19 protein-coding genes and 2 tRNA genes are annotated in these 20,020 nt (G+C 64.5%); 17 read left to right on the forward strand and 4 right to left on the reverse strand.

The window, feature by feature from the left end; genetic code table 11:
• The 8 genes from CH289_RS09135 to CH289_RS09170 all read left to right on the forward strand — a co-directional run bounded on the left by CH289_RS09135 (position 1) and on the right by CH289_RS09170 (position 9,730).
• On the forward strand, positions 1 to 549 hold the full coding sequence (locus CH289_RS09135; protein WP_019665053.1) for a DUF721 family protein: 549 nt from the start codon (positions 1 to 3) through the stop codon (positions 547 to 549).
• Positions 550 to 734: 185 nt separating this feature from the next.
• A complete protein-coding gene (locus tag CH289_RS09140) occupies positions 735 to 1,652 on the forward strand; it encodes a metal-dependent hydrolase (protein WP_020112252.1) in 918 nt (305 codons plus the stop codon).
• Entirely contained in the window at positions 1,640 to 2,830 is a 1,191-nt protein-coding gene (locus tag CH289_RS09145) for a PDR/VanB family oxidoreductase (RefSeq protein WP_094727802.1), read from the forward strand. The genes CH289_RS09140 and CH289_RS09145 overlap by 13 nt, the downstream gene beginning before the upstream one ends.
• A 289-nt stretch (positions 2,831 to 3,119) precedes the next feature.
• Positions 3,120 to 5,159, forward strand: coding sequence for a DNA topoisomerase (ATP-hydrolyzing) subunit B (gene gyrB / locus CH289_RS09150; RefSeq protein WP_026347781.1), 2,040 nt, complete (start codon positions 3,120 to 3,122; stop codon positions 5,157 to 5,159).
• Positions 5,160 to 5,221: 62 nt separating this feature from the next.
• Entirely contained in the window at positions 5,222 to 7,768 is a 2,547-nt protein-coding gene (gene gyrA, locus CH289_RS09155) for a DNA gyrase subunit A (protein WP_020112254.1), read from the forward strand.
• Positions 7,769 to 9,253 (forward strand): DUF3566 domain-containing protein, encoded by a 1,485-nt coding sequence (locus tag CH289_RS28705; protein WP_256977093.1) that lies wholly within the window; start codon positions 7,769 to 7,771, stop codon positions 9,251 to 9,253. It abuts the gene before it with no gap.
• A 112-nt stretch (positions 9,254 to 9,365) separates the two neighbouring features.
• Positions 9,366 to 9,439, forward strand: a tRNA-Ile gene (locus CH289_RS09165).
• A gap of 218 nt (positions 9,440 to 9,657) precedes the next feature.
• Positions 9,658 to 9,730: transfer RNA gene (locus tag CH289_RS09170), tRNA-Ala, on the forward strand.
• Positions 9,731 to 9,914: 184 nt separating this feature from the next.
• On the opposite strand, the gene CH289_RS09175 is transcribed toward CH289_RS09170, so the two are convergent.
• Positions 9,915 to 10,124, reverse strand: a complete 210-nt coding sequence (locus CH289_RS09175) for a hypothetical protein (RefSeq protein WP_094727803.1) — start codon at positions 10,122 to 10,124, stop codon at positions 9,915 to 9,917.
• 229 nt (positions 10,125 to 10,353) lie between these two features.
• Between CH289_RS09175 and CH289_RS09180 the strand changes: the two genes are divergently transcribed.
• The 3 genes from CH289_RS09180 to CH289_RS09190 all read left to right on the forward strand — a co-directional run bounded on the left by CH289_RS09180 (position 10,354) and on the right by CH289_RS09190 (position 14,197).
• Positions 10,354 to 11,301, forward strand: a complete 948-nt coding sequence (locus tag CH289_RS09180; protein ID WP_094727804.1) for an acyl-ACP desaturase — start codon at positions 10,354 to 10,356, stop codon at positions 11,299 to 11,301.
• A gap of 138 nt (positions 11,302 to 11,439) precedes the next feature.
• On the forward strand, positions 11,440 to 12,513 hold the full coding sequence (locus tag CH289_RS09185; RefSeq protein WP_094714175.1) for a GGDEF domain-containing protein: 1,074 nt from the start codon (positions 11,440 to 11,442) through the stop codon (positions 12,511 to 12,513).
• Positions 12,514 to 12,577: 64 nt separating this feature from the next.
• Positions 12,578 to 14,197 (forward strand): alpha/beta hydrolase, encoded by a 1,620-nt coding sequence (locus CH289_RS09190; protein WP_094727805.1) that lies wholly within the window; start codon positions 12,578 to 12,580, stop codon positions 14,195 to 14,197.
• Positions 14,198 to 14,200: 3 nt separating this feature from the next.
• On the opposite strand, the gene CH289_RS09195 is transcribed toward CH289_RS09190, so the two are convergent.
• Entirely contained in the window at positions 14,201 to 14,653 is a 453-nt protein-coding gene (locus CH289_RS09195) for a hypothetical protein (protein WP_037160634.1), read from the reverse strand.
• An 81-nt stretch (positions 14,654 to 14,734) separates the two neighbouring features.
• Here CH289_RS09195 and CH289_RS09200 point away from each other — a divergent pair, with 81 nt between their 5' ends.
• Both CH289_RS09200 and CH289_RS09205 read left to right on the forward strand, forming a co-directional pair.
• Complete coding sequence (locus CH289_RS09200) at positions 14,735 to 15,262, forward strand: peptidylprolyl isomerase (RefSeq protein ID WP_019665041.1); 528 nt, start codon at positions 14,735 to 14,737, stop codon at positions 15,260 to 15,262.
• Positions 15,263 to 15,306: 44 nt separating this feature from the next.
• Positions 15,307 to 16,218 carry a rhomboid family intramembrane serine protease gene (locus CH289_RS09205; RefSeq protein ID WP_094628015.1) on the forward strand — a complete coding sequence of 304 codons (912 nt, stop codon included), beginning with the start codon at positions 15,307 to 15,309 and terminating at the stop codon, positions 16,216 to 16,218.
• A gap of 40 nt (positions 16,219 to 16,258) precedes the next feature.
• On the opposite strand, the gene CH289_RS09210 is transcribed toward CH289_RS09205, so the two are convergent.
• Positions 16,259 to 16,741, reverse strand: coding sequence for a PH domain-containing protein (locus CH289_RS09210; protein ID WP_179276778.1), 483 nt, complete (start codon positions 16,739 to 16,741; stop codon positions 16,259 to 16,261).
• 57 nt (positions 16,742 to 16,798) lie between these two features.
• Entirely contained in the window at positions 16,799 to 17,062 is a 264-nt protein-coding gene (gene crgA, locus CH289_RS09215) for a cell division protein CrgA (RefSeq protein ID WP_019665038.1), read from the reverse strand.
• Between the two features lie 275 nt (positions 17,063 to 17,337).
• Between crgA and CH289_RS09220 the strand changes: the two genes are divergently transcribed.
• The 4 genes from CH289_RS09220 (at position 17,338) to CH289_RS09235 (ending at position 19,959) form a co-directional block, all read left to right on the forward strand.
• Positions 17,338 to 18,093: a DUF881 domain-containing protein gene (locus CH289_RS09220; RefSeq protein WP_094727807.1), complete on the forward strand. Its 756-nt coding sequence runs from the start codon at positions 17,338 to 17,340 to the stop codon at positions 18,091 to 18,093.
• Positions 18,094 to 18,122: 29 nt separating this feature from the next.
• On the forward strand, positions 18,123 to 18,764 hold the full coding sequence (locus tag CH289_RS09225) for an aminodeoxychorismate/anthranilate synthase component II (RefSeq protein WP_019665036.1): 642 nt from the start codon (positions 18,123 to 18,125) through the stop codon (positions 18,762 to 18,764).
• A 92-nt stretch (positions 18,765 to 18,856) separates the two neighbouring features.
• Positions 18,857 to 19,480, forward strand: a complete 624-nt coding sequence (locus CH289_RS09230) for a DinB family protein (protein ID WP_094727808.1) — start codon at positions 18,857 to 18,859, stop codon at positions 19,478 to 19,480.
• A gap of 59 nt (positions 19,481 to 19,539) precedes the next feature.
• A complete protein-coding gene (locus CH289_RS09235) occupies positions 19,540 to 19,959 on the forward strand; it encodes an SgcJ/EcaC family oxidoreductase (protein WP_094727809.1) in 420 nt (139 codons plus the stop codon).
• Positions 19,960 to 20,020: the final 61 nt, after the last annotated feature.

The following is a 20,020-nucleotide window of genomic DNA, read 5'->3' on the forward strand; positions in this document are numbered from 1 at the left end:
GTGAACGAAGAATCAGGCGAAGGAACGGACGAGCTCAAGGGCGTCGACTTGGCGCGCCGTGCCCTCGAGGACGCGCGAGCTGCCGCGAAGGCGAGCGGCAAATCCGTCGGGCAGGGGCGTTCTTCGCCGAAGGGAGGCGTCCGCGCACTTCGAGGTCGACGTAAGCGCGGATGGTCCGGTGCAGGTCCCGACGACCGTGACCCGCAGACTCTGGGTTCGCTCGCCGGGTCGATCGCGCAGAAACGCGGATGGTCGGACAAGGTGGCGGAAGGTACGGTGCTCGGGCGGTGGCCCGCGGTGGTTGGCGAGGACATCGCGTCCCACGCGACGCCGACGAAACTCGAGGACGGTGTTCTGAGCGTCACCGCCGAGTCCACGGCGTGGGCGACGCAGCTGCGCTTGATGCAAGCGCAGATTCTGGCCAAGATCGCCGCGGCAGTGGGACACGGCGTCGTGAAGTCCTTGAAGATCCACGGACCCACGACCAAGAGTTGGCGTAAGGGCGACCGCCACATCAAGGGCCGCGGGCCGCGAGACACGTACGGGTAGATTCAACTCCTACCGAAGCGGACCGACGCTGTGAATTGTCCCTATTGCTTGGATCACACTGATGAATCAAGGTGATCTTGGTTGCTCTGCACAGCCTCGGTGCGTAGCGTAATTCGGTGATCGATCACAAGCAACGAGATCGGGATCGTTGCTCGTGATCCGACCCGCTACGACGAAGGGACCGTGTGTTCTCACCCGACGCCAAAGAAGAATCCGACAGGTCGGCGATCGACCGACAGCCGGAGGACCGCGTGGTGCTCCAGGCTCGAAACGTCAGATTCGACTGGTCTGCTCTGCCGCTGCACTACGTCGACGGCGATCCGCTCGCGACTCATCTGGTCAACGTGATGCATCTACTCCTGCCCGAGGGTGAGGAGTGGTTCGTCCGTACCTTCAAGGAAGCGCTTCCTCTGATTCACGACGAGCGCCTACGTGAAGACGTCATCGGTTTCATCGGCCAGGAGGCGATGCACGCCACGGCCCACACCCAGGTGCTCGATTCGTTGACCGCCCACGGTATCGATGTCGCACCGTACGTCGAGCAGATGCAGTTCCTGTTCGGTCGCGCGCTCGGAAACAGGCGCACGCACACCAGGAACAGCTTGGTGGAACGAGTGGCGCTGATCGCAGCCGTCGAACATCTGACGGCGTTCCTCGGTGACTGGGTGCTCAACGCGCGTGCGCTCGACGAGGTCGATTTCGATCCGACCATGCTCGACCTGCTTCGGTGGCACGGGGCCGAGGAAGTCGAGCACCGCTCGGTGGCATTCGAGGTCATGCAGTACTTCGATGTTCGCCCCGCCCGGCGCATCCGAACCTACGTCGCGATCGCACCAACGTTGGTGTGGTTCTGGACTCGTGGCGTGCGGTACCTGATGGATCGCGATCCGACGCTGGCTCACCTGCCCGCGAAGCAACGCCGGCCGTCGCTTCGAAATTATCGCGCGGTTGCTGCACGTGGTCTCTTCCCCGGCCCCAAGATGATCTGGAAGGCCTCGCTTCGCTACTTCGCCCGTGACTACCACCCCTCGAGCGAAGGGTCGACCGAGCAAGCCGTGCAGTACCTTGCAACGTCGCCCGCCGCACGAGCGTGCGCACGGTGACCGCAGTTTCGAATCCGGATTCGAGAGTCGAGCTAGTGGTGTCCAAGAAGAAGCAGGGACTGCGAAAGCGGTTGTCCGACATGGCCAGAACGGTCGACACCTTTCGTGAGGGTCGTCAGGTTCCACAGGATCTGTACGGGCGCGCCGTGCCCGATCAGACGATGTCTCTCGTCACCGACGCGTTGGACAAGTGGTTCGCGTTGCTGGACAACGGCGAGTTCGACGACAGCCACGCGGCGGCGCCGGTAGTCCGCGACATCGCATTGACGCTCCGCTCGCGCGAGGTTCTGTGCGTGGACCAACAGGTCGTCCGGCTGGAATTCGAAAGTGCACTGGGCGAGGAACTTCCGGCATGGGCTCCGGGAATGCACCTCGATTTCGTCCTGCCGTCCGGTCGACGCCGGCAGTACTCGTTGTGCGGTGACCCGTCGGATGCACGCGCGTACACCGTTGCGGTGCGGTTCATTCCGGACGGCGGCGGTGGTTCGGCGGAGATGCATGCACTCGAGATCGGAACGCCCGTCACCGTGACAGGTCCGCGCAACGGATTTCCGTTCGTCGCCGACGGCCGGGCGGTGTTCGTCGCAGGCGGAATCGGTATCACCGCCATCCTTCCGATGGTGCGGGCAGCCCGCGCCTCCGGGATGGACTGGTACCTGGAGTACCGGGGGCGCTCGCGGGAGTCGCTGCCGTTCCTCGACGAGATTCTCGCCTTGGACAGCGAACGGGTGAACGTCCGCACCGACGACGTCGACGGGATCGCGTCGGGTAGTGAACTGCTCGGTCGCGTGGCGGGCGGTGCCGTCTACTGCTGTGGCCCGCCGCCGATGATCGACGCGGTGCGCGTGGCCGTCGACGGCACCGACGCCACCCATTTGTACTTCGAGCGTTTCTCTCCACCTCCGGTTCGGAACGGTGTGCAGTTCGAGGTCCAATTGGTCGATTCCGGTGACGTGATCACCGTCGGCGCAGAACAGACAGCGTTGCAGGCGATCCGTGAGGTGAAGCCGTCCGTGGCGTACTCGTGTCAGCAGGGTTTCTGCGGAACGTGCCGAACCCGAGTGCTCGTCGGCACTCCCGAACACCGCGAGACTCGGCTGACCCCCGAGGAGCAGGAGAACGAGATGCTGATCTGCGTGTCGCGGGCAGCGGGTGGACGGATCGTCCTCGATCTGTAGCCCTCGGAGCTGATTCTGCTGTCCATATTTGCCGTCGGGACGCGAAAAAATGCGTCTGTGAGGCAACCAGGGGGCATTTCGGGGTGTCATCGTCCCCATGCCGTCGGTACGTACCAGTAGTATGGACGGGTAACAGAGAAGCCCTTCGGATCTGCTCACCGTCACGGCCTACCCGCAGGGTGAGGCAGGACGGCCGAGCAGACTCGTGCGGTGGCACCACCCGGTGCCCACACGGCAGCACCCATTCGGTGCGAGGGGGACCTTGACGCTGAAGGAGAACAACCGAATCGTGGCTGCCGAGAAGTCGGGTAAGACCGAGAACAAGGATTACGGCGCTTCGTCGATCACCGTGCTCGAGGGACTGGAAGCAGTTCGCAAGAGGCCCGGTATGTACATCGGATCCACCGGTGAGCGAGGCCTGCACCACCTGATCTGGGAGGTCGTCGACAACTCCGTCGACGAGGCCATGGCCGGATACGCTTCCACCGTCGACGTCACCATTCACGAGGACGGCAGCGTCGAGGTCAAGGACGACGGTCGAGGAATTCCCGTCGCCACGCACGCCTCCGGTGTTCCCACCGTCGAGGTCGTCATGACGCAGCTGCACGCCGGTGGAAAGTTCGACTCGGACTCGTACGCCGTGTCCGGTGGTTTGCACGGCGTCGGCATCTCCGTGGTCAACGCTCTCTCCACCAAGGTGGAACTCCAGATTGCTCGCGACGGTCACCGCTACACGCAGACGTACGACTACGCCAAACCAGGGCCGCTCGAGACCGTCGGCGACACCGAGGACACCGGCACGATCGTCCGCTTCTGGCCGGACGGCAAGATCTTCGAGACACTCGATTTCAGCTTCGACATCGTGCACCGTCGCCTCCAGGAGATGGCGTTCCTGAACAAGGGACTGACCATCAACTTCACCGACGAGCGCGTGGCAGCAACCGACGCCAGCGAGGAAGAGCTGGCCGAGACCGCGGAGGCACCGAAGTCCGCGTCCGAGGAAGAAGCTCAGGCCGTCGAGGCCAAGCCCGCCAAGGTCAAGAAGCGCACGTACCACTACCCCGACGGCCTCGTCGACTTCGTCAAGCACATCAACAAGACGAAGACATCCATCCACAACTCCGTCGTGGGCTTCACCGCCAAGGGTGAAGGCCACGAGGTCGAGATCGCGATGCAGTGGAACGCCGGTTACTCCGAGTCGGTCCACACTTTCGCCAACACGATCAACACGCACGAGGGCGGCACGCACGAGGAAGGCTTCCGTACCGCGCTCACCTCGACGGTGAACAAGTACGCAGCGGACAAGAAGCTCGTCAAGGAGAAGGACGGCAAACTCACCGGCGACGACATCCGCGAGGGTCTCGCCGCGGTCATCTCCGTCCGGGTGGGGGAACCGCAGTTCGAGGGTCAGACCAAGACGAAGCTCGGCAACACCGAGGTTCGCTCGTTCGTGCAGAAGGCGTGCAACGAGCACCTGGCGCACTGGTTCGAGTCCAACCCGGCCGACGCGAAGACCATCATCAACAAGGCCGTGTCCTCGGCTCAGGCCCGTATGGCCGCGCGCAAGGCGCGAGAGTTGGTGCGCCGCAAGAGCGCAACGGACATCGGTGGCCTGCCCGGCAAGCTCGCCGACTGCCGCTCCAACGACCCGAGCAAGTCCGAGATCTACATCGTGGAGGGCGACTCCGCCGGCGGCTCGGCCAAGTCCGGTCGTGACTCGATGTACCAGGCGATCCTTCCGCTCCGCGGAAAGATCATCAACGTCGAGAAAGCTCGCATCGACCGCGTTCTGAAGAACAACGAGGTCCAGTCGATCATCACCGCGTTCGGCACCGGTATCCACGACGAGTTCGACATAACCAAGCTTCGCTACCACAAGATCGTGCTGATGGCCGACGCCGACGTGGACGGCCAGCACATCTCGACGCTGCTGATGACGTTGCTGTTCCGTTTCATGCGTCCGCTCATCGAGCACGGCCACGTCTATCTGGCCATGCCGCCGCTGTACAAGTTGAAGTGGAGCCGCGGCGAACCCGACTTCGCGTACTCCGATCGCGAACGCGACGGACTGCTCGAGGCCGGTATCGCCAACAAGCGCAAGATCAACATCGAGGACGGCGTCCAGCGTTACAAAGGCCTCGGCGAGATGAACGCGAAGGAACTGTGGGAGACCACGATGGATCCATCGGTGCGCGTGCTCCGATTGGTCACCCTCGACGACGCCGCCGCCGCGGACGAGCTGTTCAGTGTCCTGATGGGCGAGGACGTCAGTGCCCGGCGCAGTTTCATCGCCCGCAATGCCAAGGACGTCCGCTTCCTGGACGTGTGACGAACTTTCACGCACTACTTGAAATTCGTTACACCTCTTAGACTTTCGCTGAAGGAGATTCCATGTCGGACATAACCGAGCCTCCTGTCGGGCCTCCCGGACAGACCACGAACGCCGAGGGCGGCGACCGCATCGATCCGGTCGACATCCAGCAGGAGATGCAGCGTAGCTACATCGACTACGCGATGAGCGTCATCGTCGGCCGCGCACTTCCCGAAGTACGCGACGGCCTCAAGCCCGTGCACCGTCGTGTGCTGTACGCGATGTACGACTCCGGCTTCCGCCCGGACCGCAGTTACGTCAAATCCGCACGCCCCGTTGCCGAAACGATGGGTAACTACCACCCGCACGGTGACACCTCGATCTACGACGCGCTGGTGCGTCTGGCTCAGCCCTGGTCCATGCGGTACCCGTTGGTCGACGGCCAGGGCAACTTCGGCTCCCGTGGCAACGACGGCGCGGCTGCCATGCGATACACCGAGGCACGTCTGACGCCTCTCGCCATGGAGATGTTGCGGGACATCGACGAGGAAACCGTCGACTTCATCCCCAACTACGACGGCAAAACCCAAGAGCCGACGGTACTTCCGTCGCGGGTGCCCAACCTGCTGATGAACGGCTCCAACGGCATCGCCGTCGGTATGGCCACCAACATTCCGCCGCACAACCTGCGTGAACTCGGCGACGCCGTCTTCTGGGCACTCGACAACCACGAGGCCGACGAAGAAGCGACCCTCGCCGCGTGCATGGAACGCGTGAAGGGCCCCGACTTCCCGACCCACGGCTTGATCGTCGGCGGGCAGGGCATCCAGGATGCGTACTCGACCGGACGCGGATCCATTCGCATGCGCGGCGTCGTCGAGATCGAGGAAGACTCCAACGGCCGCACCACGATCGTCATGACCGAGCTTCCGTACCAGGTCAACCCGGACAACCTGATCACGTCGATCGCGGAGCAGGTGCGCGACGGCAAACTGGCCGGCATCTCCAAGATCGACGACGAGTCCTCGGACCGCGTCGGCATGCGCATCGTCGTCACCATCAAGCGCGACGCCGTCGCGAAGGTGGTGCTGAACAACCTCTACAAGCACACCCAGCTGCAGACGAGTTTCGGCGCGAACATGTTGTCGATCGTCGACGGTGTGCCGCGCACCCTGCGTCTGGATCAGATGATCCGCTACTACGTGGCTCATCAGCTCGACGTCATCATCAGGCGCACGCGATACCGGCTGCGCAAGGCCGAGGAGCGCGCTCACATCCTGCGCGGACTGGTCAAGGCACTCGACGCTCTGGACGAGGTCATCGCCCTCATCCGTCGTTCGCCGACCGCCGACGACGCCAAGGCCGGCTTGATCGAACTGCTCGACATCGACGAGATCCAGGCCGACGCCATCCTCGCGATGCAGTTGCGTCGTCTGGCTGCCCTCGAGCGTCAGAAGATCATCGACGAGTTGGCCGAGATCGAACGCACCATCGCCGACCTGCAGGACATCCTGGCCCGGCCGGAGCGTCAGCGTCAGATCGTCCGCGACGAGCTCGGCGAGATCGTCGAGAAGTACGGCGACGACCGTCGTACCCGCATCATCGCCAGCGACGGAGACGTCAACGACGAGGATCTCATCGCCCGCGAGAACGTCGTTGTCACCATCACCGAAACCGGCTACGCCAAGCGCACCAGGACCGACCTGTACCGCTCGCAGAAGCGCGGCGGCAAGGGAGTGCAGGGCGCGGGACTGAAGCAGGACGACATCGTCAGCAAGTTCTTCGTCTGCTCGACGCATGACTGGATTCTGTTCTTCACCACCAAGGGCAGGGTCTATCGCGCCAAGGCGTACGAGCTTCCCGAGGCCAACAGGACGGCCCGCGGGCAGCACGTCGCGAACCTGCTGGCGTTCCAGCCCGACGAGCGCATCGCGCAGGTCATTCAGATCAAGACTTACGAGGACGCGCCTTATCTGGTGCTCGCCACCAAGGGTGGGCTGGTCAAGAAGTCCAAGCTCACCGACTTCGACTCCAACCGAAGCGGCGGCATCGTCGCGGTCAACCTCCGCGGCGAGGACGAACTGGTCGGCGCTGTGTTGGCGTCGTCCGACGACGACCTGTTGCTGGTGTCCGCTCAGGGTCAGTCGATTCGCTTCTCCGCAACCGACGAGGTTCTGCGTCCGATGGGTCGCGCGACCTCCGGTGTCCAGGGCATGCGGTTCAACGGCGAGGACGAGCTGTTGTCGCTGAACGTGGTGCGGGAGGGCAAGTACCTGCTGGTGGCCACCTCCGGTGGCTACTCCAAGCGCACCGCGATGGAGGACTACCCGGCGCAGGGCCGCGGCGGAAAGGGCGTGCTGACGATCCAGTACGACCCGAAGCGTGGCACCCTGGTGGGGGCTCTCATCGTCGACGACGAGGACGAGCTGTACGCCATCACCTCCAGTGGTGGTGTAATCCGGACCGCAGCGAAGCAGGTACGGAAGGCCGGTCGACAGACGAAGGGCGTTCGGTTGATGAATCTCGGGGAAGGCGACACACTGCTCGCTATTGCCCGTAACGCCGACGAAGCCGAACCCGAGCCCGGCGCCGCCGGAGACGAAGACGACGCACCGAAGGAGTCGTAAGTGAGCACTCCCAACAGGCCTGGCAGCAGGCCCGTTCCGCCCAGCGACGCCGAGCAGCCACGCACTTCTGCGCGGCCGCAGCCGGCGGTTCGCGCCGGAACGCCGCAGAACGGCGGCGGGCGTCCTCCGTCGCGACCCGGTGCGCCGGCCCCTCAGCAGTCCGGTCCTCAGCAGGGCGCTCCACAGCAGTCCGGTTCTCAGCAGTCCGACCCACGGCAAGGGAACGGTGCGCGTCCTGCCGGCGGCGATCGGCAACCGCCGAGCCAGCCGGCGCGCCAGGCACCCGAACGCCAGGCACCCGAACGCCAGGCACCCGAACGTCAGGGAGGTGCTCCGGAAACCGCGAGGACGTCCGACGGCTCGGCGCGTGAGCAGGCCACAGCTCGGCCTCCCCAGCCGCCGACGACTCAGCAGGCTCCGGCATCGGCACCTCAGCGTCCGGATCAGCGTCAGCCGGAGAACCAGCGGCCCGCGGAGGCACCGAAGTCGCAGCCGCAGAATCAGCCGCGTCCGCCTGCACCGGCACGCCCGGCTGCTGCCCAGCAGCCGCCCACCGAGGCGGCACCACGGGTGGACAACGAGCGTCCGTTCGATCCACTGGGTGCGGGTGACGTCACGCAGCCGCCGGCGGGTGGCTACCAGAACGGTCCGGGACCGGTGCGCAGTGCGCCTGTCCAGAACGGTTCGGGTCAGGGCAGTGCCTCGGGACAGGTCGGTGGTTCGGGTCAGGGCGCACCTCCGTGGCAGCGCGGTCCGGCGAACGGCGCACAGAGCCAGCCGCAGACCAACCTGTCGGCGCGCGGCGGAACGCTGCCGCCGGTCGGACCGGGCGCTCAATCGGGCCAGCCGGGACAGTCCGGACAGCCAGGCGACGATCGTCGTGGAACCCAGGCAGGGGCCGCAGCAGCAGCCACCGCCGCAGTGGGCGCCGAGAGTTCGGCGGACAGTTCACAGCGTCGAGAAGCAGCCAAGACGAAGGCCGCCGGTATCGACGGACCGACGCGGCACATCGAACGCAAGGATCTGGCGAAGGACATGCCGGACCTGTCGGAGGTCCGGCACACGGCCCCGGCGTCGGAGACGCAGCAGATCGCGCAGCCGGTCGCCATCGCAGCGCGTGAGGACGGAACTCCTCTGCGTGCCACGATTCAACTGCGCAAGATCGATCCGTGGTCGACGCTCAAGATCTCCCTCGTCATCGCGGTATCGCTGTTCTTCGTGTGGATGGTCGCAGTCGGGCTGCTGTACGCGGTTCTCGACGGAATGGGTGTCTGGGATCGCTTGAACAGTGCGTTCACCGACATCGTGTCCGAGTCGGGCGACGGTGGATTGGTCAGTGCCGGACAGGTATTCGGCTACGCCGCAGTGATCGGTGTCATCAACGTGGTGTTGTTCACGGCGTTGACGACCATCGGATCGTTCATCTACAACTTGTCCTCCGACCTGGTCGGGGGCGTCGAAGTAACCCTCGCGGATCGGGACTGAACCAGGTCGCTCGAGAGTGCCGGATCGAGCCGTTTTGGAGTACGGCGGTTCGATGCGGTAATCTCTCTCCTCGGTTCGGAAAGAGAAATCTTCTGTCCGAATCGAGGTTCACGGGCCTATAGCTCAGGCGGTTAGAGCGCTTCCCTGATAAGGAAGAGGTCGGAGGTTCAAGTCCTCCTAGGCCCACACCGAGCAATACGGAAGAGGGACATGATCATGAAAATCCTTCTTCTGATCGGTGCAGTGATAGCAGTCGTGTCGGCGGCGTCGAAGGTGCGGTCTCTCCGCAACAGTGACGGTGTGTGGCACGAGGTTTCCACTCGCTGATCGTCCGCACGGAGGCGTCAGGACCAGGAAATTTCGAGTTCGAGATTTCGTAAGGTACTGTTCGCTTGCACCACCCCGGGGCCTTAGCTCAGTTGGTAGAGCGCTGCCTTTGCAAGGCAGATGTCAGGAGTTCGAATCTCCTAGGCTCCACAATTAGATAGCTCCATAGTTCGATAGCCCCACAGATCGACAGTGACCCCGATACGCGAATGCGTGTCGGGGTCACTGTGTTGTGGGGTCACTGTGTTGTGGGGTCACTGTGTTGTGGGGTCACTGTGTTGTGGGGTCACTGCGTTGTGGGTCAGATTTCATCGTGAGGTGCGTGTGTCAGGGTTCAGGTCCCTGATATGCAGTCGGCAGTAACGCGGCTGTCCGTCCGGGTGCGGTGGGTGTCAACGGATTCTTCGTCGGGACGGAAGTAGTTGTATCGGTAGGGGCTGGCCCAGAGTCTGCTGACCGAGCTCGAGGTCTGATGCCGCACGTAGGTGGTGGCGGCGACGTGGATGAATCCGAGTACGAGTACCAGTGCGAGGAAAGTTGCCATGGTGCAAGTGTCGATCGGGGCGGGCCACGTCGAAAGTGGCAGTTATGTCATACTTCCGCGAAAAACTGCCAATGTCTGTGACGGTGGCCAAGCGGCCGCGGTCCGGATGTGGAGATTCCCAGACAACCGGCGGACGGGGGACCGGGCGCCGGGGACTGCTCTAGCGTCAGCGCGTATCAGGCCACCTCGGACGCGACGTGCGTATCGAACTCGTGAACAGGAATCAGCGATGCGCAACCTCGATCACACCGAACTGCTGACCGAACTCGAGGCGACGATGGAGCTGAACCTCGACCGCCACCTGTCGATAGCGAAGGAATGGCATCCCCACGACTACATTCCGTGGGACGAAGGCAGGAACTTCGCGGCGATGGGGGGTGACGACTGGGACGAGTCGCAGTCGTCACTGTCCGACCTGGCGCGTACGGCGATGATCACGAACCTGCTCACCGAGGACAACCTGCCGTCGTATCACCGAGGTCTGGCGGACAACTTCTCGCTCGACGGGGCCTGGGGTACGTGGGTCGGTCGGTGGACGGCAGAAGAGAACCGGCACGGCATCGTGATGCGGGATTACCTCGTCGTGACCCGAGCGGTGGACCCTGTCGAGCTCGAACGGGCACGGATGCAGCACATGACCACAGGCGTCGACGCTCCGATGGACGGTGCGAACTTCCTGCATTCGGTCGCCTACGTGACGTTGCAGGAGCTTGCGACACGTGTGTCCCACCGCAACACCGGCCATGCGTGCGGTGACCCGGTGGCGGACCGAATGCTGGCTCGAATCGCCGCGGACGAGAACCTGCACATGATCTTCTACCGGAACCTCGGCGAGGCCGCGCTCGATCTGACACCGGATCAGACGGTGCGGGCAATCGCCGACGTCGTGACGGACTTCGCCATGCCGGGACTCAACATGCCCAACTTCCGCAAGAATGCGATGTCCCTGGCCAAGCACGGAATCTACGATTTACGCCAGCACCTCGACGAGGTACTGATGCCGGTCCTGCGGAAGTGGCGCATCTTCGACCGCACCGACTTCGGGCCCGACGGCGAGCAGGACAGGGATCGCCTCGCGGCATTCGTCGAGCAACTCGGGGTGAAGGCGACCAAGTTCGAGGAGTCGCGCGATCGCCTCCTTGCCCGGGAGTCGGCTCGAGCCGAGCTCGTTTCCTAGCTTTCTCCCCCTCGGCTCGTTCCCTACGGTTCACCGGGTTCGCTTCGCATTCGGATGTCGGCGGAAGGTGTTAAAGTCCCGCACGACAGACGTCGCCGTCGACGCTGGATGCGATGTTCTGGGGGAGGTGGGGCGGCAATGCTGGATCGTCTGATGGCGAAAACTCGAAAGCTGGACGAGTCCGCGCTCACCCTTCTGGTGTACATCGGGGGCACGACGGTTCTGTACGCGGCAGGGGGAAGCGCGTACTGGCCGAGCGCAAGTACCTGGGCGCGGTGTGCGGTTCTCGTGTCCCTGATTCTCGGTATCGCGGCGACCGTCATGTTGATGCGGTTGAAGGGTCCGAGCCCCAAGCGCACGATCGGTCATGTCACCTTCATGGGGATCGTTGCTGTCGCGCTGTCCTTCTCGGCCAGCAACACCTTGCCGACGTACCTGATCTGTGTCCTTGCGACGATGTTCCTCGGCATGCACATCGGCGCTTTCTGGTCCGAGCGCAACGCCGGGATGTGGGTGGGCGCGCTTGCGGTGTTCGCGGTACTCGGCGCCGCGGCAGGCCCGTTCGAGTCCTCGTTCATCGCGTACGTGCTCATTGCCCTCGGCGTCGTGGGTGCCACCGAAGTGTTCGGGGCCTTCGCCAGGCGCATGCGGTACACCGCCACGCACGATGCGCTCACCGGATTGTTGAACAGATTCGGCTTCGAGTCCAAGGTCGCCAAGATGTTGCCCGTATGCGCGGCGCGCGGTCTGTCGGTCAGCATGGCCGTTCTGGACCTGGATCATTTCAAGGACATCAACGACGAGTACGGGCACATCGCAGGCGATGTCCTTCTCGCGCGCGTGTCGAAGGCCTGGAAGGCGGAGTTGAGCCGACGGGACGTGCTGGGCCGTCTGGGCGGCGACGAGTTCGTGCTCTTCATGCCCGGAGTGCTCGAGGCCGAGGCGTGGCAGATCATCGACCGTCTTCGGCGTGCACATCGTGCCGAGTGGAGTGTGGGCATCGTCTGCATGCCTGCTGCGCGTCGCTGGGCGGAGATCTACCGCGCGGCCGACGCCGATCTGTATCGAGCCAAGCGAAGCCGTCCTCCCAAGTCGGCCCGCACGTCCGCACCGTCCGCACCGCCCCGCCCATCCGCACCGCCCCGCCCGTCCACACCGCCCCGGCCGGGCACGTCGGGGCCTGATCAGTCGGAGTGGAGAATAGCGCGCTGACGTTGCTCCACAGATTTCATCCACAGGCTGTGGACAACGCTCCGCAGCCTGGCGCCGGCCGGGGTTGACTGTCTGTCATGTCGATCGCGTCCGCGTCGACCTGACCGACATCGGGGTGGATGTGTTGTTGTGGAACGAAATTCAGCGATGGCAACCGTCGGAGATCACCCTGCTGGGTGCGCGGGTTGCACGGACGGCCGACTCTCTCGCCTCCACGGTCGGCGAGATCGAGGCCGCCGTTGCACAGCTCGAGTGGAGCGGAGACGCGGCTGATGCCGCACAGTTCTCGGTGTCGCACCTGATCGCGGACTACCGCGCTCACGCCGACGAGCTGGGTCGCATCGCCCGCGCTGTGACGACGTTCGCGAAACAGGCCCATCCTGTGCGGGCCGCGCTGCGAGAGTGCGACAGCATCGGCGTCGAACACAGGCTCGAGATTTCCGATTCGGGAACGGTGGCCGATCCGCTGACGACGTACTCCGTCGCGGCCGAGGATGCGTTCGACCATGCACGCGATCGCCTCAGGGTGATACGTGAGCTCGAGGCCCGAGCCCGGCAGGTGATCCGTCGTGCCACCGACATCGACGTCGCAACGGCCGCTGCGCTTGCCGCGGACGTCGATACAGCCCCGGACGTCTTACCCACGCCGACAGCGGCAGCAGCGGCGAACAACGTGTCCTGGCAGATGGCGAGTCCGGCGGAGCGAACGGCACTGCTCGTCCGTGATCCCGGCGCTGTCGGGAATCTCGACGGCGTTCCGGCCGAGGTACGCGACGCCGCGAATCGGAGGCTCCTGATCTCCGAGCGAGCGCGTCTGGAATCGGTTGCCGACGACCTCGCTCGGACGTTGGACGGCAACGTCTTCGGCGGGCTGTTCGACGACGCGGACGCCGGTCTCGCTCAGACCGAGAAGCGGTTGAAAGCACTCGACGAGATCGAAGCCGTTCTGGCACAGGGTAATCGCCAATTGCTGGTGCTGGACAACACCAGCGGTGAGGACACGTTGGCGGCTGTTTCGGTGGGTAACGTGTCGACAGCCACTCACGTCGCCGTGTTCGTCCCTGGACTGGATTCCGATATCGGCGGCGATGTCGGGCGCTACGACTCCGACATGGACGCGCTGGCTGCGACTGTGCGAAGCGCGCTGCCCCCGGACGAATCGGTGGCGTGCGTGACGTGGATGAACTACGAGGCGCCGCATCTCGGCTGGAACCTGCTCGATCCGACGCGCACAGTCGTCTCGCCGATGGCGGCCGCGGTCGGCGCTCCCCGCTTGGCTGCGTTCCTGGATGGTCTCGACGCCTCACGCACCGACGATCCGCATCTGACGCTGCTGGGGCACTCGTACGGCTCTCTCACTGCCGCGCTCGCCCTACGAGGGGTGTCCGGCGTGGACGATCTCGTGGCGCTGGGCTCACCCGGTCTCGGCTTCGACGACATCTCGGCACTCTCGGTACCGCCGGGACACACGTTCGTGGCGGAGGCGCGCGAGGACATCGTCGCCGATACGGGGTTCTTCGGATCGGATCCGAGTGAGCTCGACGGTGTCAGGCCACTGGCGACGCGGTCCGACGGAGGTCTCTCGGACAGCCGAGGCCACAGTGAGTATCTGACGGACGGCACCGTCACACAGCGAAACGTCGGCCTGGTGATCGCGGGTCGAGCCGGTGAGGTGAGCGGCTAGACGCTACGTCTGCTGCGGGGTGTCCGCGCGCGTTGCGGCCTGTGCGGAGGATCCGTTCACCGGGGACTCGCTGCTGTAGTCCTCGAGGCTCGGCGGAGCGTCCGCCGGCGGGTCGAACGCGTTTCGCCGCTTGGACACGAGCACCGCAATGCCTCCGGCCGCACCCAGAACTGCGCCGACCGCGACGATCTTGCGTGTCGGAGTACCGAGCAGCGACGGGCCCGAGGAGGTCTTCGACGCACGGGTCTTCACCGTCTGGATCTTCGACGATGCCGAGGTCACTCGACGGACTCGGCGACGGGCGGCTTCGCGTCGGGCCAGCGCGTACGCCCGGTTCGCCAGCTGTAGTCCGACGCCTGCGGATCCGGTTCCGAAAATTTTCGCTGCCTTGACGAGGGTGCCCCCGGTGCTCACGGCGACATCCCGGAACTGCGCAGACTTCGTTGTGCTCGTCATGCCCCCACTGTTCCACATCCTGTGTGGCCACATCCGACCGTCCGCGACCGGCCGACGAGCGCGGGGTGGCACGATGGTGGGGTGAGCACACCAAACAAGACATCAACGGCAACGCTGCACACCAACCGCGGCGACATCGTCATCGAGCTGTTCGGCAACCACGCGCCGAAGACCGTCGAGAACTTCACCGGCCTCGCGGACGGTTCCAAGGAGTACACGACGTCCAACGCGTCGGGCTCCGATTCCGGTCCGTTCTACGACGGCGCGATCTTCCACCGCGTCATCGACGGCTTCATGATCCAGGGCGGAGACCCCACCGGCACCGGTGCAGGTGGCCCCGGCTACAAGTTCGCCGACGAGTTCCACCCGGAACTCCAGTTCGACCGCCCCTACCTGCTGGCCATGGCGAACGCCGGACCGGGAACCAACGGATCGCAGTTCTTCATCACCACGACGAAGACGCCGCACCTCAACCGCAAGCACACCATCTTCGGTGAGGTCACCGACGAGGCGTCGAAGAAGGTCGTCGACGCCATCTCCGGCACTCCCGTCGGACGCGGTGACCGTCCCGTCGACGAGGTCGTCATCACCAGCGTCACGCTGGCCTGATACCTCGAGTTTCAACTCTCTTTCTCGAAGAGGAGCATCGATAGATGACGAACCCCGGCTGGGGTGGCGCGTACGGCGATCAGCCCACTCCACCTCAGTCGAGGTGCGTCCGACACCCGGACCGACCCACGGGCCTTGCGTGCTCGCGGTGCGGTCGTCCCGCGTGTCCACAGTGCCTGCAGGCAGCGGCCGTCGGGCAGCACTGCGTCGACTGCGTACGTGCAGGCAACGCGCAGGTCCGTCGTGCGCGCACCGTCGCCGGCGGGTCTGCGGACTCGTCGTACGGTCTGGTCACGTACGTCATCATGGCGCTGAACGTTCTGGCGTTCGCGGCGACGGCCCTGCAGTCCCGCAGTGTCATGGACAACACCGGCGCGTCGTCGCTGTACGAGTCCTGGGCCTTGTTTCCGCCTGCCGTCGCGCTCGGAGACTACGAGCGGCTGATCGGTAGCGGATTTCTCCACTACGGCTTGATTCACCTGCTCGTCAACATGTTCGCGCTGTACATCATCGGTCGCGACGTGGAAGCGATCCTCGGAAAGACCCGCTACATCGCGGTGTACGTGGTTTCTCTCGTCGGCGGTAGTGCGTCGGTGATGCTGCTCGAGGACCCGTTCACCGCGACGGTCGGCGCATCCGGTGCCATCTTCGGCCTACTGGGCGCACAGGCGATCATCCTGCTCAAACTCCGCCGGAGCCCGACGCCTGCGCTGGTCGTGATCGGCCTCAACATCGTCATCAGCATCACCATCCCCGGCATCTCACTGTGGGGACACATGGGTGGCCTGGTCGCCGGTGCGCTCGCGACGGCGGGCATTCTGTTCGTTCCCGCGCGGGTGCAGAACCGTCGGACCCGCAGCTACCTTGGATGGGCGGCCGTAGCCGCGGTCGCAGTGGTGGCGCTCGCGGTCATCGCCTTCCGGGTGCTCGACCTCCGGTCCCGAATGGGCCTCTGACGCTCTGCCTGTCTCCGGGGGCCGGTGTCCGGAGTAGCTGTCAGCGCTCCTCGACGAATCCGCGTTGCTCGAGGGCGTCGTACACGTTCTGGGGGCTCGTCCCCAGATCCCACCGGCCGAAGATCACGAGTCGATCGTCGCCCTCGCCCGGGTGGCGGACGTTCAGCTCCAGCATCGGAACACGACGTCCCAGCCGGGGGTACGGCACCAGCGTGATCCGGGAGATCTCGTCGCGCGTGTACGTGTGAATGCCGGACAACCGCTTCACGGACAGCCGTCCCGCCGAATCTATCCACAGGCGCGGTCGCTGATACGCAGCGAGGCCGGCGATTATCCACAGGCCCAGGGCGCCGATCGAGATCAGCACGCGGCCCGCTGGATCGTTGTCGGTGAGAAATGCGGCCACGAGCAGGGCGAACCCTCCGACGGTCAGTGCGATCACCGCAGGCAGGGGCGTCGCCCACGACAAGTTGTCCACATTCTGTGGATGGCCGCCCGATTCATCCACAGGCTTTATCCACATTGGGGATGAATAACATGTGTGTAAGTAGATCGGCCGGACGACGGTAGGGCGACGCCGTCATCGCCACTTCATCGTCATGACGAGACCGACCACCATGAACCCGAAGCCGATCAGGAAGTTCCATGCTCCGAGGCTGTTCATCCACGAGATGTCCTCGGCGGCCAAGTAGTAGACGAGCAGCCACAGGAGCCCGACCAGCATGAATCCGAGCATCACGGCAACGTAGAACGGGCTGGACGGGCCCGACGCCACCGAACCGGGCGTACGCGTCCCGGGAGCGATCACATAGTCCTTCTTCTTGCGTACCTTCGATTTCGGCATTCCTCGCCCTTTCGTCGTCGCGGTCTTCGTCTGGGTGTGCACGGAAGCGGTGCCTGTGGATACCGGACTGTGAACAGCTGTGGACAATCGCGGACCGGCCTGTGGATGAACACGGCCGAGCCGTCACTGCGTGACCTTGCGGCCCGCGGAGATCCCCCGAGCAGGTAGCGTTCGGTGCTGTCACATGATCACGGCAGCCTGAAGGCCCAACTGCGTGCACATGTCCTGTACACGCTAGCTCAGCGGAAACGCTGGGGAGAGCACCGGAGGATTTCATGGCTTCGGACAACGACCGCTCGGGCGTGCTCGCGTCGCGCGCGTGGCAGGTGATGGTGGTCGTCGTGTGCCTTCTCGTCGGTGTGCTGTTGTCCACCACGCGGCAGTTCTCCAGCGGTGACGAGATCCGTCGGACCGACACCACACGCCTGTCGACGCTGGTCAGATCAGCTCAGGATGATGCGGACCAGGCCGAGAACACGCGGGACGAGCTGGCGGCGCAGGTCGAGCAACTCCAGCGGGAAGCCGGTGCTGGAGACTCCGACGTCGCCGACGCGCTCGCCGGCGTCGGCCCACTGTTGGCGCCTGCCGGGCTCGAGGCGGAGTCGGGCCCGGGAGTCGTGGTGACACTGACCGATGCACCGAGGGGAAGCGACGGGCGGTACGCCTCGGACGCATCCCCGGACGATCTCGTGGTCCATCAACAGGATGTGCAGAGCGTTCTCAACGCGTTGTGGTCCGGCGGCGCTACCGCGATCGCGATGCAGGACCAGCGGGTCGCCAGCAATGTCGCACCCCGGTGCATCGGAAACACGCTGCTGTTGGGCGGGCGGACGTACAGCCCGCCGTACATCGTCACCGCGCTGGGCGACGCGGCCGCACTGAACGCCGCTCTCGACGCCGAGCCGGGTGTGCAACTCTTTCGCCAGTACTCGGTCCGATACGGCCTGGGTCTCACCGTCGGAGCCTCCGACGATCTGACGGTGCCCGCATACCAGGGGTCTCTCCGGCTGCAGTTCGCCCAGCCAGGATGACCGACAGGCCGTGACCTATTCTGGGGCGCATGCGCATCCTCGTCGTCGACAACTACGACAGCTTCGTCTTCAACCTCGTCCAGTACCTGGGCCAGCTCGGAGTCGACGCAACGGTGTGGCGCAACGACGATCCGCGCTTGGACGACCGCGATGCCGTGGCCCGCGACTTCGACGGCATTCTGCTCAGCCCGGGACCAGGCACTCCTCAGCGTGCGGGAGCGACGATGGATCTCGTCACCGCCGCCGCGAAGGAAAGGACCCCTCTGTTGGGGGTGTGCCTCGGGCACCAGGCGATCGGGGCCGCGTTCGGTGCGACGGTCGACCGCGCGCCGGAACTACTGCACGGCAAGACCAGCTCGGTGAATCACGATGGCATCGGAGTCCTCGAAGGGCTGCCGCAACCGTTCACCGCTACTCGGTACCACTCGCTGACGGTGCTTGCCGACACCATTCCCGACGAGCTCGAGGTGACGGGCCGAACCGACTCGGGTCTCGTGATGGCCATGCGGCACAAAGACTTTCCGATCCACGGTGTCCAGTTCCACCCGGAATCGATCATGACCGAGGGCGGGCACCGAATGTTGGCGAACTGGTTGAAGGTATGCGGGGCGGAAGCCGACGACGCGTTGGTGGATCGGCTCGAGGCCGAGGTAGCGCTGGCGTTTCGGTAGCAGCGTCGCAAGAACTGCAGCGTCTCGAGCAGGAGAATTCGATCGCGACCCGATTCTGAACCACGGGAGCCACTGTTGACAGCATCCGGAACATGACGGAACGAGGACAGTCGTTTGCCGGTGACGTCCGACTACTCGTATCGAGCCTGCTCGACGGAATCGCCGCCTTGGAACCGGGGCTGTGGGACCAGCCGGCTGGTTCGCTGTCGTGGACGCGCTGGGAGACAGCAGAGCACTTTGCCGACGATTTGATGGTGTACGCGGCAACCGTGGCCGCGCCGACCTTCATTGGCGATATCCCGTTCGAGACCACGCAGCGTCGCCCCGGATCGCCCGACGAGTTGATCCACTGCGACCGCGAAGCCGGCCCCGGTGGCCTGGCTGCAATGATCGAGGCCGCCTCGAATATTCTGCTCGCGGTGGTGGCGGTGAGCCCGCCGGATATCAGCGTTGCTCATGTGTTCGGCCAGACCAACGGCGAAGGGTTCGCGGCGATGGCCGCCGTCGAATTGATCGTGCATGGTCACGACCTGTTCGACGGTACCGACATCGGGTGGAATCCGGACGGCCTGCTGTGCCGACGGGTGCTGGTCAGACTGTTCCCCGATGTCGACGCCCCATCGAATGTGGATCCGTTTACGCGACTCCTGTGGGCGACGGGCCGTAGCGAGCTGCCGGACCGGGCAATGCGCAGCGAATGGCGTTGGTACAACTAGCACCGGCTCGGACGTGCGGCGCTTGACCCGAAGTCAACTCGAGGTTTTAGCCTCCACCCATGAATTCTTCAACTGGCTTCGGAACCGTGAACGGCCTTGACCGTAGGGCTATTCGAACAATCATCGACGACGTCGAGCTCGGCTTCAACAACAAAGATTCTTCGCTCATGAATGCGCACCTAGCCGACGATGCCGTGGTGGTGACCGCCCGTGGCGCGGTATTGGAAGGTCGACTCGCGATCGAGAACGCCACGCGGGAAGCTCTTGCCTCGGACTTTCTGCGGGACGCCACCGCCTACTATCAGCTGACTGACGTTGTGGCATTGTCCAAGGACGCCATTTCCGCCCGGAAAGATGCTTGGTCGACCCCCGAGAGCGCCGAGGACGGCCGAGCGCCGGAGATGAACGCTCTCTACATCTTCGTTCGCCGTTCTGGTCGCTGGCTCATTTGGCGTCGGCAGAACACCATGATTGCGTAACGATTTTTTGTGCCGACCCAGCTGACCTCGACGGCCGGCCGAACTTCCGTGCCCCGTCGTG

Origin of the sequence: Rhodococcus sp. RS1C4, assembly GCF_002258225.1 — a bacterium.
GTDB lineage: Bacteria > Actinomycetota > Actinomycetes > Mycobacteriales > Mycobacteriaceae > Rhodococcoides > Rhodococcoides fascians_E.